At 56.4% G+C, this 13908-nt stretch carries 12 protein-coding genes; 8 read left to right on the top strand and 4 right to left on the bottom strand.

What is annotated here, in order from left to right:
• Positions 1-6: 6 nt before the first annotated feature.
• From ectB to ABIE60_RS07320, 4 genes are all read left to right on the top strand, one after another.
• Entirely contained in the window at positions 7-1281 is a 1275-nt protein-coding gene (ectB, locus tag ABIE60_RS07335; protein WP_354468789.1) for a diaminobutyrate--2-oxoglutarate transaminase, read from the top strand.
• A gap of 81 nt (positions 1282-1362) precedes the next feature.
• Positions 1363-1761 carry an ectoine synthase gene (locus ABIE60_RS07330; protein ID WP_354468788.1) on the top strand — a complete coding sequence of 133 codons (399 nt, stop codon included), beginning with the start codon at positions 1363-1365 and terminating at the stop codon, positions 1759-1761.
• A gap of 97 nt (positions 1762-1858) precedes the next feature.
• Entirely contained in the window at positions 1859-3289 is a 1431-nt protein-coding gene (locus ABIE60_RS07325; protein WP_354468787.1) for an aspartate kinase, read from the top strand.
• Positions 3277-4239, top strand: coding sequence for a TPR end-of-group domain-containing protein (locus ABIE60_RS07320; RefSeq protein ID WP_354468786.1), 963 nt, complete (start codon positions 3277-3279; stop codon positions 4237-4239). The genes ABIE60_RS07325 and ABIE60_RS07320 overlap by 13 nt, the downstream gene beginning before the upstream one ends.
• A 24-nt stretch (positions 4240-4263) precedes the next feature.
• Here the strand turns inward: ABIE60_RS07320 and ABIE60_RS07315 are convergent, their stop codons facing one another.
• A complete protein-coding gene (locus ABIE60_RS07315; protein WP_354468785.1) occupies positions 4264-4509 on the bottom strand; it encodes a PA3496 family putative envelope integrity protein in 246 nt (81 codons plus the stop codon).
• A gap of 213 nt (positions 4510-4722) precedes the next feature.
• Entirely contained in the window at positions 4723-6453 is a 1731-nt protein-coding gene (locus ABIE60_RS07310) for a PHA/PHB synthase family protein (RefSeq protein ID WP_354468784.1), read from the bottom strand.
• 217 nt (positions 6454-6670) lie between these two features.
• Between ABIE60_RS07310 and ABIE60_RS07305 the strand changes: the two genes are divergently transcribed.
• The 3 genes from ABIE60_RS07305 to ABIE60_RS07295 all read left to right on the top strand — a co-directional run bounded on the left by ABIE60_RS07305 (position 6671) and on the right by ABIE60_RS07295 (position 10479).
• Complete coding sequence (locus ABIE60_RS07305; protein ID WP_354468783.1) at positions 6671-9406, top strand: bifunctional acetate--CoA ligase family protein/GNAT family N-acetyltransferase; 2736 nt, start codon at positions 6671-6673, stop codon at positions 9404-9406.
• A 66-nt stretch (positions 9407-9472) separates the two neighbouring features.
• Positions 9473-10174 (top strand): AzlC family ABC transporter permease, encoded by a 702-nt coding sequence (locus ABIE60_RS07300; protein WP_354468782.1) that lies wholly within the window; start codon positions 9473-9475, stop codon positions 10172-10174.
• The gene (locus tag ABIE60_RS07295; protein ID WP_354468781.1) at positions 10150-10479 is read left to right on the top strand and encodes a branched-chain amino acid transporter permease; all 330 of its coding nucleotides are present in this window, start codon (positions 10150-10152) and stop codon (positions 10477-10479) included. The genes ABIE60_RS07300 and ABIE60_RS07295 overlap by 25 nt, the downstream gene beginning before the upstream one ends.
• Before the next feature lie 6 nt (positions 10480-10485).
• Here ABIE60_RS07295 and ABIE60_RS07290 read toward each other — a convergent pair whose 3' ends face one another.
• Entirely contained in the window at positions 10486-10773 is a 288-nt protein-coding gene (locus ABIE60_RS07290; protein ID WP_354468901.1) for an ArsR/SmtB family transcription factor, read from the bottom strand.
• A 397-nt stretch (positions 10774-11170) separates the two neighbouring features.
• Here ABIE60_RS07290 and ABIE60_RS07285 point away from each other — a divergent pair, with 397 nt between their 5' ends.
• The gene (locus ABIE60_RS07285; RefSeq protein WP_354468780.1) at positions 11171-12574 is read left to right on the top strand and encodes a xanthine/uracil/vitamin C permease; all 1404 of its coding nucleotides are present in this window, start codon (positions 11171-11173) and stop codon (positions 12572-12574) included.
• A 38-nt stretch (positions 12575-12612) separates the two neighbouring features.
• On the opposite strand, the gene ABIE60_RS07280 is transcribed toward ABIE60_RS07285, so the two are convergent.
• Positions 12613-13896, bottom strand: a complete 1284-nt coding sequence (locus tag ABIE60_RS07280; RefSeq protein WP_354468779.1) for a GGDEF domain-containing protein — start codon at positions 13894-13896, stop codon at positions 12613-12615.
• Positions 13897-13908: the final 12 nt, after the last annotated feature.

The raw sequence follows: 13908 nt of genomic DNA, 5'->3' as shown, positions 1-13908 counted from the left end.
AAATCGATGAATATTTTCCAGAAAACTGAATCTGAAGTTCGTACATATAGCCGCTCTTTCCCGGTGACGTTCACCAAGGCGAAGGGTGCTGTACTGACCACCGATGAGGGCAAGGACTATGTCGATTTCCTCGCCGGCGCCGGGACGCTGAACTATGGCCATAACAACGATGTACTCAAGCAGGCACTGGTTGACTACATCATGGCAGATGGCGTGACTCATGGTCTGGACATGCAGACTGAAGCCAAGGCGGAGTTTCTGCATACTTTCCGTGACCTGATCCTTGAGCCGCGCGGCATGGGTGACTACAAAGTCATGTTCACCGGTCCGACCGGTACCAACTCGGTAGAGGCTGCCCTCAAGCTGGCGCGCAAGGTAAAGGGTCGCAGCAACATCATCTCCTTCACCAACGGCTTCCATGGTGTAACGGGCGGTGCGTTGGCGGCTACTGGTAATCAGCATCACCGTGGTGGCATGGGAACTTCCATGCCGGATGTGACCCGCATGCCGTTTGACGGCTACCTGGGTGAAGGTGTTGATACCACAGAATATCTGGAACAGGTGCTGAGCGATCCGAGCAGTGGTGTCGATCACCCGGCAGCCGTAATTGTTGAAACCATCCAGGGTGAGGGCGGCCTGAACGCAGCCTCTTTTGAATGGCTGCGTAACCTTGAGAAGGTATGCCGCCGCCATGACATGCTGTTGATTGTCGATGACATTCAGTCCGGCTGTGGTCGTTCAGGGCGCTTCTTCAGTTTTGAAGAGGTCGGCATCAAACCTGACATCATCACCCTGTCCAAGTCCCTTAGTGGCTATGGTCTGCCGTTTGCAGTAACCATCTTCCGCCCTGAATTGGATATCTGGAGCCCGGGTGAGCATAACGGCACTTTCCGTGGTAACAACCACGCGTTCGTAACCGCAGCGACTGCATTCAAGACGTTCTGGAGTGATGACAGCTTCCAGAAAGAAGTTCAGCGCAAGGCGAAAAAATTGCGTGAAGGCCTGCAGGCGATTATCCGCAAGCATGGCAGCAAAACCCTGGAGCTGAAGGGTCGTGGTCTGATGAGCGGTATCGAATGTCCGGATGGTGATCTGGCCGGTGCCGTCATCAAGAGTGCGTTTGAGCAGGGTCTGGTGATCGAAACCAGCGGCGCACATGACCAGGTGGTCAAGTGTCTGGTACCTCTGGTGATCACTGACGAACAGATTGACTTCGGTATGAAGGTACTCGACAAGGCATTTTCAGCGGCCATGGAAAAACGTGAGCGTAAGGCTTCCTGAGCCTCGGGTCTCCGACCTGGAAGCCCATGAGCGCCTGCGGGCGCTCCGTACACTGAATTAACTCAACGGAGAACAGATTCAATGATCGTAAGAACCCTGCAGGAATGTGAAAACTCGGAACGTCGCATCGTATCCGAGAACTGGGAAAGTACCCGCATGCAGCTGAAAAATGACAACTGCGGCTACTCTTTCCACATCACCACCATCTATGCAGGTACCGAGACTCACATCTGGTACCAGAACCATTTCGAATCCGTGTACTGCATCAGTGGTGAAGGCGAGATCGAAACACTGGCCGATGGCAAGATCTACCCGATCCGCCCTGGCACGCTGTACATTCTGGACAGGCATGACGAGCACCTGCTGCGTGCCAGCTCCGAACTCAAGCTGGCCTGTGTATTCAATCCGCCGCTCAGTGGCAAGGAAGTACATGACGAGAATGGCGTTTACCCGATCGATGCAGATCCGATCGAAGCCTGATCTGTCCCGGATGCCTTTCAACTGAAGGGTATCCGGTCCGTACCTGAGCGCAGACCGTTCAACGGCAAATCCAAGAGAGAAGCCAACAGGATATAACATGCATACTGTAGAGAAGATCGGCGGCACCTCAATGAGTCGCTTCAGCGAACTGATGGACACTATTCTGATTGGTGACCGCAGCGGAGAGGAACTGTACAACCGCATCTTCGTTGTTTCCGCCTATGGCGGTATCACCAATCTGCTCCTTGAACACAAGAAAACCGGCGAGCCCGGTGCCTATGCCCGCTTTGCCAATGCCGAAAACGAAAGTGCCTGGCGTGAGGCTCTGGCTGAAGTGAAGGCGCGTATGGTCGAGATCAACCGGGAGCTGTTTGGTGATACCGACGAGCGCACGCAAGCGGATGCCTTCATTATCCAGCGTATTGCGGATGTCGAGGCGATCATGTCCAACCTGGAAGAACTGTGTTCCTACGGACACTTCCAGCTGGACGACCACCTGATGAAAGTGCGTGAAATGCTGGCCGCCATCGGTGAGTCCCACAGCGCACACAACAGTGTGCTGGCGCTGCGCAAGGCCAGCGTCAATGCACGCTTTGTTGACCTTTCAGGCTGGGATCAGGACGAGCCTCTGGCGTTTGATGACATGATCGAACAGAGCTTTGCCGACATTGATGTCAGCCGCGAAATGCCGATTGTTACCGGCTATACCCATTGCAAGGAAGGGCTGATGCGCACCTTCGATCGTGGCTACAGCGAGATGACTTTCAGCAAGATCGCGACCAAGACCGGTGCGGCCGAGGCGGTGATTCACAAGGAGTTCCACCTCAGTACGGCTGATCCGGGTATTGTCGGGCTGGACAATGTCGTCACGATTGGTCGAACCAATTATGACGTGGCCGATCAGCTGTCCAACCTGGGTATGGAGGCGATCCATCCCAAGGCGGCCAAGGGCCTGCGTCAACAGGAGATCGAGCTGCGCATCAAGAATGCGTTTGAGCCTGATCATGCCGGTACTGTCATCAGCACGGATTACTGCAGTGCCAAACCCTGTGTCGAAATCATTGCAGGCCGTTCCAACGTGTTCGGTATCGAAATCTTTGATCAGGATATGCTGGGTGAGGCGCGCTACGATATCGAGCTGTCGCGCCTGTTGCATGAACTCAAGCTTTATGTGGTCAACCGTGATTCCGATGCCAACAGCATCACCTACTTTGTGGCGGGCAACCGCAAGATGGTTAACCGTGCCGTGCGCTTGATCAGCGAGAAGTACGTGAGTGCCGAGGTGGCGATGCACAAGGTTGCAATTGTCTCGGCCATCGGCTCCGACCTGAAAGTACCGGGCATCCTGGCCAAAACGGTTTCCGCGCTGGCGGCTGCCGGCATCAGCGTGCAGGCGCTGCATCAGTCCATGCGTCAGGTCGAAATGCAGTGCATCGTCAATCAGGAAGATTATGAGCCTGCGGTACGTGCGTTGCATCACGCCTTGATCGAGCAGGAGGATCACGGGGACGTCATATGCGCCGCCTGAGCGCGCTGCTGACGGCCGGAGTGCTACTGGTACTGCCACCTGCACAGGCTCAAACCCCTGCAACCGAAACCACTGCCGCCGCCGAGGCGGCAGTGGTCGTTTCCGAGTCCGAGCAACTGCGTTCGGAGCAGCGTCAGGAGTTGCGTCAACACGTACAGCAACTGCAGGAGCCGCTCTACAACCCGTTTATCGAGCGCTACATGATCGATGAGATCAAGGCGCTGCGCTCCGACATGGAACGACAGCGGGTCGAAATGATTCGGGAAATCACCGACCGTGAGCTGAAGGTGGCCAATACCTCCATCTCCTATGCCACCGACACAGTGACCTACTTTTTCTACCTGATTGCAGCGGCATCATCCATCCTGCTGATTGTGGGCTGGAGTTCAATCCGTGAAATTCGTGAGCGGGTTCAGAGTATTGCCGATGAAAAAGTGGGCAAGCTGGTGCAGGAATACGAGGAGCGGCTTGATCGTGTTGAGAAGGAGTTGCTGCGCAAATCCCGCATCATTCAGGAAAACCAGCATGAGCTGGAGATAACCAACGAGGTTCAAACCCTGTGGGTGAAGGCGACTCAGGAAACGTCATGGGAGCAGAAAATACGACTGTATGACCGCATTCTTGAGCTGCGACCGGACAACCCTGAAGCGCTCACCTACAAGGCGGATGCGGCACTTGAGCTCAATCAGCACCAGTGGGCGATCTCACTGTGTAATCGTGCCCTGACGGTGGATCCTGACAGTGGTCATGCCTACTTTCAGCTGGCCTGTGCCTATGCTGATCTGGGTGCCAGTCGCATAGCGCTTGATTATCTGAAACAGGCGGTGCTGATTTCGGATGAGTATCGGGAGCAGGGACGTCAGGAGCAGCGTCTGCTGTCACTCTCGCAGGAGCCGGATTTTGTGTCAGTGCTGACGCGCCAACAGGAAGGAAGCAGCAAAGAGGATTAACTCTTTGCTGCGCAATTCAAGGCGTTAATGCAGGTAATGGTCCTGGTCGTCGAAGATGTCACCAATCTGGCGCATCAAGCGACGCTCTTCCATCAGGTCTTCGATCTGGCGGCGACGCTTGCCGTTGTAACGTACACGGCTGCGGCCGATCTCTTCCTCTTCGGTAAACTGCTCGTTCCAGTCGTCCAGATCGTCATCTGCAACTTGATCGACACGGATTTTGGTGCCCATCGACATGATCTCATTCATCAGGTTTAACAGGTGCGGCAAGGCCGCGTCATGGGTGTGGGAGCGATTTCGGACCGGTTTTTAAGGTTACTGCCGAGGCCGCGTCATGACTGGGTTTGAGCCCCGTCTCCACTTCCGCGAATATAGTTCAGTGGCCGGTCGGCTTCAAAATAAAAAATTGCTATCGCTTTAATAAAAAAAGACGCGAATGCGCTATCAGGAGAGGAGGGGCTGCCGGTTGGCAGCCCCTGGGGATCACTTTTCGAAAACGTAGGTGCCGGGTGCCACTGCCAGCGGTGGATATTCCTTTGATCCCATGGCCGGGGGCGCAACTTTGCTGCCGGAGTGCTTGTCCAGCCATTCGCACCAGGGCACCCACCAGGAGCCGTCCTGACTCTCATGACGAACCAGCCAGTCATCCGCCGGAATATGCTTGTCCTCAGCGGTCTGAACGCCCAGCTGGTAGCTGCGCCTTGGGTGGCCGGGCTCACTGACGATGCCGGCATTGTGACCGCCGCTGGTGAGTACAAAGGTCACTTCGGTATTCATCAGGTCGTGGATCTTGTAGACAGATCGCCAGGGGGCGACATGGTCGGTCTGGGTCGCGACACAGAATACCGGAACGCGAATGTCTCGCAGTGAGATGACGCGGTCACCAACCCTGAAGCGACCGCTGGCCAAGTCGTTTTTCAGGAACAGGCGTTGCAGATACTCGGAGTGCATCTTGTAGGGCATGCGGGTGGAATCGGCGTTCCAGGCCATCAGGTCGTTCATGTGTGGCGGCTCACCCAGCAGGTACTCGCTCACTATGCGTGACCAGATCAGGTCGTGGGATCGCAGCAGCGTGAAGGCGCCGGCCATTTGCTGTGTATCCAGATAGCCGCGGTCCCACATCAGGTCTTCCATGTAACTGAGCTGACTTTCATCAATAAACAGCATCAGTTCGCCGGCTTCGGTAAAGTCGGTCTGGGCAGTGAACAGGCTGAGTGATTTCAGGCGGTCATCGTTGTCCCGCGCCATGGCCGAGGCGGCAATGGTGGAGAGTGTGCCGCCAAGGCAATAACCGACCAGGTGCACTTTCTGTTCAGGTACCACTGAGTTGATCACGTTGAGCGCGTCCATCACGCCACGGCGCAGGTAATCACCCATGCCCATGTCACGATCTCGGGCGGTGGGGTTATGCCAGGAGATCATGAAAACCGTGTGGCCCTTGTCGACCAGATACTTGACCATCGAGTTGTGCTCGGACAGGTCAAGAATGTAGTACTTCATGATCCAGGCAGGTGTGATCAAAACCGGCTCGGCGGCAACCTTGTCCGTTGTGGGCGAGTACTGGATCAATTCGATCAACCGGTTGCGGAACACCACCTTGCCGGGTGTCACCGCCAGGTTCTTGCCGGGCATGAATTCGGGGTCGATATCATCCGTTTCACTCAGCAGGTTATGCTGGATATCCTCCAGCATGTTCTGCAGCCCCTGTACCAGGTTCTGGCCGCCGGTATTGAGTGTCTTTTCCACCACCAGCGGGTTGGTCATCGGGTAGTTGGTTGGCGAGAACAGGTCAAGCCACTGGCGTGCGGCAAACGACACCATATTCTCATGATGGGACGCAACACCGGGGATCCCGGTAGTTGCGTAATGCCACCACTGCTCCTGCAGCAGAAAACCCTGTGACATCACGTTGTAGGGAAAGCGTTTCCAGGCCTCATCACGAAAGCGGCGGTCCCCCGGTAGAGGCTTGATGAAAGGAGGTGCTTCGGCATCAAGACTGGCGCGGCCGGCCCAGAGGGTGAATGCACTGAGCTTGCGTACCATGTTCTCACGCATCTCGTTCATTTTCCCTGGCGAATGACTGGTATGGATCAGCCAGTCCATATAGGCCAGTGTCAGAGAGGCGGGTGACATGCCGTTGGTGTAACGTCCCTCGATGGCATGGATGACACGGTCTATGCTGTTCTTGATGTCCGGAAGTGGCATGCGGGTCATTTGAGTCTCCTTTCTTGTCCGGTGGGGGGCCGTGACCTGAGTGCTAAGAGTAACAGCCAGTATAGGGGCTGTGTATGACTATTTTTTAACCCAAAGTCGAATTGCCAATAACTGTGCTTTTCGACTTTTGCTGCAGGTGCGAAAAATATAGAATAGCTTATATTACGTTATGCTTGAATGAACACCGGTGCAGCCGGCGATCAGGGGATCAAAGCGAGTGTCGACCAAATACCTCAAACGCTTCTTCAAACCCGAATCCATTGCCATTTTTGGTGCTTCCGAGCGCGAAAACAGCATGGGCGGAATCGTGCTGCGTAACCTGCTGGACAGCGGTTATGCGGGCAAGCTGATGGCGGTCAATGCTCAAGGGTACGAGCAGGTCAACGGCGTCAGCTGCTATCGATCGCTGTCAGATCTGCCTGAAATGCCGGATCTGGCCATCATCTGTTCACCTCCTGAAAGCGTTGCGGGCATTATTCGCAAGCTTGGCGCCAATATGGTGAAGGCGGCCATGATCCTGACCGGGGGGCTGAGCAATTCGGACAGTGACCATTCCCGCTCACTGCGCGAAGAGGTTCGCGAGGCCGCACGCCCTTATGGTATCCGTATTCTGGGTCCTGACTGTATGGGGTTGCTGGTGCCGGGGTCAAAGCTCAACGCAAGCTACGCACATGTAAACATCAGCAAGGGAAAGGTGGCCTATGTCGGCCAGTCGGGGCTGCTTGGTACCGCTATGATCGACTGGGCCAGCGGACAGGAGATCGGTTTCTCCCACTTCCTCACGCTGGGTGAAGGCGTTGACGTTGATCTGCCGGCCATCATCGACTATCTGGCCAAGGACCCCACTACCCATGCAATTTTGCTGCAGATGGATCGCATCATCGGTTCTGCACGCGATTTTGTGTCGGCGGTTCGGGCCGCATCACGTAACAAGCTGGTGCTGGTGCTCAAATCCAATATCATCCAGGACGGTCGCATGTCGGTGGAGCTGGCCCCCGGCGTTGATGATGAAGACCGCGTATATGATGCGGCCCTGCGCCGAGCCGGTGCCGTGCGGGTTGAAACCTCGGACCAGCTGTTCAATGCACTGGAAACCCTGTCACGAATGAAGCCGATGCGTGGTGAGCGTCTCGCCATTGTCTGCAACGGCATGGGGCCCAATGCGCTGGCCAATGATCGACTTCTGCGCAAGCAGGGCAAGCTGAGTGAAATAACCGAAGAGACCCGGACCGCACTTGCGGCCATTTTGCCGCCAGAGTGGAATGGACGTAATCCGGTTGATCTCAATGCCGATGCGACCCCGGAACGTTTTGCCGAAGCCATTCGTCTGTTGACCAAGGACCCTAACGTTGATGCAGTCCTGACTATCCATGCGCCGACGCGCATGGCGGCCAGTGTTGCGACGGCCGATGAGGTGATCAAGGTGGCGCGCAAGACGCCACGTAATGTGCTGACCTGCTGGATGGGACGTTTCTCGGCCATTGAGGCACGTAACCATTGTAACGCGGCGGGTATTCCCACCTTTATGACGCCGGAAGAGTCGGTGGACGCCTTTATGCAGATGGTTGACTACCATCGTAATCAGGCCGCCATGCGCCAGACACCGGCCCCCTATCATCTGCACAACCTGCCCAATCGCAAGCGGGCGCGGCAGATGCTGCAGGATGCCTGTGCAGAGGGGCGTGACTACTTGACTCACTCCGAAGCCAGTGACCTGTTGGATCTGTATGAGATTCCAACACCCAATACCGGCTATGCCGATGATATTGTCGGGGTCGTTGAGCTGGCCCGGCAGATGGGCGGTTCAGTGGCGGTCAAGGCGCTGCACCAGGACAATCTGTACCCCTTCTTTTACGACAGCAGCGCCTACCAGCGTTGGCGTGATCTGGCACTGGATCTGTACTCCATCAGCGAGGTGCGCCATGCCACCACCAAGCTGGCCTACAGGGTGAGTGAACGGTATCAGCCTGATCAGACCCACGGCTTCGTGGTGCAACAGATGAAACGCGGCTTCCAGTCGCTTCAGATCAATGTGGGTGTGACCCGTGACCCCGTATTCGGCCCACTGATTCTGTTCGGTGTGGGTGGCTACGCCATTGATGTGCTGGCCGATCGCAATATCATGCTGCCGCCGCTGAACTTCGCGCTGGCGCGCCAGCTGGTCAAGCGCTCGCGGGTGTACAACATCATCAGCGAAAACAGTTATCAGGTTGAACGTGATGTTGATCATCTGTGTGAGTTGCTGATACGTCTGTCGGAGATGGTGGTTGATCTGCCTGAGCTGAAATGTCTGGAGATCAATCCGCTGCTGCTGAACAAGCGTGGACTGCTGGCCGTCGATTGCGCCGTGTCGCTGGGTGAAGCCGCTCGGTTGTCGATCTCTCCGTATCCGGAGCATCTCAGCGAACATGTGACGCTGCGTCGCTCCGGGCGGAAGGCGATTCTGCGCGCCATCCGTGGTGAAGATGAGCCGGCTCACCTTGAGTTTTTCAACTCGCTGAGCCCGGAGTCGATCCGGCTGCGTTATTTCTACAGTCGGGGTGTGCCCAGCCATGCGGAGCTGGCCAACTGGACCCAGATTGATTACGACCGTGAAATGGCTTTCATTGTGTCGGCACCGAAACTCAGTGGTGCAGGATTTGAAACCCTTGGGGTAGTGCGTGCCGTGACCGATGCCGATAACATACGCAGCGAGTTTTCCATTGTGATCAGGGACGACATGCAGGGCGAAGGGCTTGGGGTGATGCTGATGCAGAAAACCATCGACTACTGCACCAGTCGTGGCACTTTGCAGCTGGTGGGTTCCACCATGCCCAGCAACAAGGGTATGCAGGGGTTGGCTCGCAAGCTTGGCTTCAAGATCAGCTACAACATGGAAGAAGATGTGGTTGATATGAAAATGATGCTGAATGAGCCCACGGAAGACTGGCAGATCTATCGCCTGCAGCACTGACCTCCCTGACTGATTAAGCCCGCCGACAGGACGCTCCCGTGGGGGCGTCTGGTATTGCTACGCATTATGAACACTGTAAACGAACCCGATCAATCCGCTGTTCGCCTTTCTCTGCCGGTACTGTTTGGTTACATTCCGCTGGGGATGGCCTTTGGCATCCTGTTTTCCGAGCTGGGCCATCACTGGCTGTATGCCGCACTGATGGGGCTGGTGATCTACGCCGGTGCCGGCCAGTTCATGGCGGTGGGTCTGTTGGCCAATCAGGCAGGCCTGATCGAGGTGTTCGTGGCGACGCTGCTGCTCAATGCCCGCCACATGGTCTATGGCCTGTCACTGTTGAGTAACCTTACCCTGCAGGGCTCGCGCCGCTGGTATCTGATCTACGCCCTGACCGACGAAACCTATTCGCTGCTGACCATGTTGCAGACCGGCTGTGATCGTTTGCGTGCACGGCTGCAGTTCAGATTGGCACTGCTGAATCATCTCTACTGGGTGATCGGCTGTACCCTCGGGGCCTGGCTGGGTGGTCAGATCAGCTTTTCAACGGCGGGTATCGAGTTCACGCTGCCTGCGCTGTTCCTGGTGCTGACCCTTGAGCAGTATCGAGTGGTACGTCGACCGGGTGTATTTATTCTGGCGCTGGCGATCGGCCTGCTGGCGCTGTTGATCAATGCCGACAACATGCTGATGCTGTCTATCGGCATGGCCGTTTCATTGCTGATCATGGCCAGAGGAGGAGAGGCATGGAACCGACTGCGTATCTTCTAAGTGTCATTGCGGTGGCTGCACTGGCCACCTTTTTGACGCGAGCGCTGCCTTTTGTCCTGCTCTATCGCTGGGCGGATCACCCGCTGCTGCAACACCTGGGGCGCTATCTGCCGCCCGTGCTGATGGTCTTGCTGCTGTTGTACGCATTGAGGGATGCTTTGGTGACGGGGCAATATCTGTTGCCCTCGCTGCTGTCTCTGGGGCTGGTGACTGCGCTGCATCTGCTGCTGCGCAATCCGTTGATCAGCATTCTGTCTGGTACCGGCCTCTATATGCTGCTGATTCAGGCATTGCCCTATGGTTGAGTCGTTTCAGGGCTGAGAGGGGCAAAACAGGTCGTGCAGGGTGCGGATAATGGTGATTGCGGTGGTACCGTTGAGCGAGTAGAAGATGGTTTGCGACTCGCGCCGGGTACGTACCAGTCCATCACGGCGCAATACAGCCAGGTGCTGCGACAGTGCCGACTGGCTCAGATCCAGGCAGCGGTTGAGTTCGGATACGGACAACTCCTTACCGTCGAGGTAACACAGAATCAGCAGGCGACTGTCGTTACCCAATACGCGCATCAATTTCGCGGCGGAAGCTGCATTCTGTTTCATCATCTCGATGCTGTCAGGGCTTAACTGTGGGGCAGGTTCGGCAGGGTGGTGGTCCGCGTGAGTCACGTCGCAATACTCCAGTCTTGTTATTTGTTGGCAATTCTAGCCTATCGCTACAGTTAATCCAATTTAACTAATATACCCAGAGTGCATATTAGTCTTCTCTTATGTCATAACGCGCCGACACTTCAGGCCTTGGCGACCGTGGGTGTGAGCCGCGCCTAGGGGAAACCCTAATACTTTGGTTCAGCTCACGACTAAAGTTGATTGTTGACACCTCGACTTGCTCCGCCCCCGCCTATAACGTTCGGCCTGCTTGTTGTCAGGGGGTTGGGGAGCCCCCTGTTTTCCTTGAATAGAAATAAAACTGACACTGGCCAATGCCAGAGGAGCACTTATGGGACTCTATCAGCGAAAGCATGGGGAGGAGCATCCGTACTGGAAGTTCGGTCCTTTCAAAATTCGTTTGCCATTCATTCACCATCGCTGGGAATGGCCGGAAACAATTCAGGCCTTGATCATGTTCGTGGTCGGCATGGCGATGATACCGCTGCTGGAGCAGTATCTGGGCCTGCCTTACGATGTTGCGCTGGCGTTTGTGGTGATCTGCGGCTTTGGCTTCATGCTACCCACCGTATTGGGAGTTCCGATGGTGCCTGGCTGGATAACCCCCGCGATTCCGGTCGTGGTGCTGTTTCTCGGCAATTTTGAACCCGGCCCTGAAGCGATACGTGCACTGATCGGTTTGCAGTTGGTTGTAACCCTGATCTTCTTCGTGCTCGGTATCACGCGCCTGGGCAGCAAACTTGTCGACATGTTTCCGGATTCGATCAAGGGCGGCATACTGATGGGGGCGGGCATTGCCGCCATCTCCGGTGAAATTGTGGCCGGTGGACGGCTTGAGCAGACCCCGGTGTCGCTGATCATCGGTGGCGCCGTGACCGGATATGTTCTGTTTTCACTGTCATTCCGCGACTGGACGGAAAAGCATCGCTGGGCAAGAGTGATCGCCGGATACGGCATGGTTCCGGGTGCATTGGTGGCGATGGCCATCGGCTGGGCCGTGGGTGAATATCCAATTCCTGAGGTCCAGTTTGGTCTGTCCGCGCCGGCCTTTGACAAGGTGCTGGACTACACCGTGTTCGGCGTTGGCCTGCCATCGCTGGAAATGGTCTGGATGGCGATTCCGACCGCCGTGATCGCCTATATCATCGCGTTTGGCGATATCATCGTGGGTAAAAGCCTGCTCAACCGTGTGGACCATCTGCGCCCGGACGAGAAAATTGAAGTCAATGTTGACCGGGTACATCTGGTTACCGCCATGCGGAACCTGATGCACTCGCTGCTGGCTCCCTATCCGGGTCTGGCCGGCCCGCTGTTCACCGGCGCGATGGCGACCATTGCAGAGCGCTATCGTTACGGTCGCAAGGCGATGGATACCATCTACAGCGGTGCCAGCATCTTCTGGATTGTCGGGTTTATTGCACTGTTCATGCTGCCACTGGTGACCCTGTTCAAGCCAGTGCTGCCGATTGCACTGTCGCTGACGTTGCTGATTACCGGCTATCTCTGCATCAGTGTGGGCGTGGAACAGATTGATAACGCCACCTCCATGGGAGTGGCCGGCACCATGGGTGTTGTGCTGTCAGTCTATGGTGCCGCCTATGGTCTGGCCGTGGGCATCATTCTGTACCTGTTGCTGGAGCGCCGCTCGAAAAAGGCGTTACAGGAGCACGCCGGCGAGATGCCTGAAGAGCCGATACATATCGAAGAGGTAGCCGAGGATTACGGTAACCGTTGAAACACGGGCTGTCGGTGCAGGGATGCACCGCAGCCGACTCAGGCTCTGGCAAAGTCGGTGCGGCTCTTGCGCCGTGGAGCGGCCGGCTTGCTGTTGCCCGCCTGAGTACAGTTGCGGCCACGTTCCTTGGCCATATAGAGGGCCTGGTCGGCACGCTTGATCACCTCTTCCGGTGTTTCTCCGGTCCTGTTCTGGCACACGCCGATACTGATGGTCACCTTCACAATACTGGTATCAGCGGAGTTGCCGCCACGCTGATTGCGACCGTTCTGATCATCCTCTGGCCGATTCTGATCACGTATTTTCATCGGATAGTCGGCAACACGCTGGCGCACCTGTTCAAGGGCTTCAAAGGATTCCTGCTCCGCACGGCGCTTGAACACGATCGTGAACTCCTCACCACCGTAGCGAAACAGCCTGCCGCCACCACGGACCAGATTCAACTGGGCCGCGACCATCCGCAAAACCTGGTCTCCGATATCATGCCCATAACGGTCATTGAACTTCTTGAAATGATCGATATCCAGCATGGCAATTGAATAGTGTCGACCCGGTCCGATGAGGTAATGCTCAAGCGCACGGCGCCCGGGAACACCGGTGAGGGTGTCAATAAAGGCCATGCCGTAACCGTGATGAATCAGAGCGCCGATCAGTAACAGTTGTGCCAGCAGATGGTAGCCACTGTTGAGCAGAGGCTGTCCCGGCTGACTCAGGCTGATCAAGAATGCGAACGACAGTGCTGCGGTCGCCAGTGCATCCACCGGCTGGTGTCGCAGTCGCAGCAGGCAGATGGGCAGCAACAGAAGCAGGTTCCACCAGAAGGCGGCTGCCGGCAGGGCCAGTCCCGGAGCGATAAAGTTGAGCAATGCCAGTGGCAGATGCGGTAGCAGCTGTGTCAGCAACTGGGGGGACTCAAGCCAGATAAGGCCCGGTACCGCGTAGATGACAATCAGGCTGCCGCAGCGAAAAAGACCGCTGCGAGATAACAGCCCGCGTTCGGGCAGAAGCAGTAACGCAACCTGACCCAGCGGCCAGAACAGGCTCAGCAAAACCAGAAGCACGTAGCTGGCAGGATTATCGGGGCCGGCATCGGCGGTGGTTTGCAGCAGGGTGGCGGCACAGGCGAAATGCAGTGACAGCAGAAGAATTCGGCCATGCTTGAAGCCGAGGGCCAGCAGCATCACCAGCAGGGCGAGCAGCCAGGGCAGGGTGTTCAGCAGCAACTGATGGCCGGGCGTAAGCAGGTGGAGCTGATCGCGCAGCAGAAACGGAACCGGCAGCAACAGCAACGGCAGCAAACGCAACGCCAGTTTCAGAATCACGTGAACACCCAC

Source organism: Marinobacterium sp. MBR-109, from assembly GCF_040547565.1.
Taxonomy (GTDB): domain Bacteria; phylum Pseudomonadota; class Gammaproteobacteria; order Pseudomonadales; family Balneatricaceae; genus Marinobacterium.
Note: the sequence above shows the minus strand (reverse complement) of the source record. Positions and strands in the feature narration are given on the sequence as shown.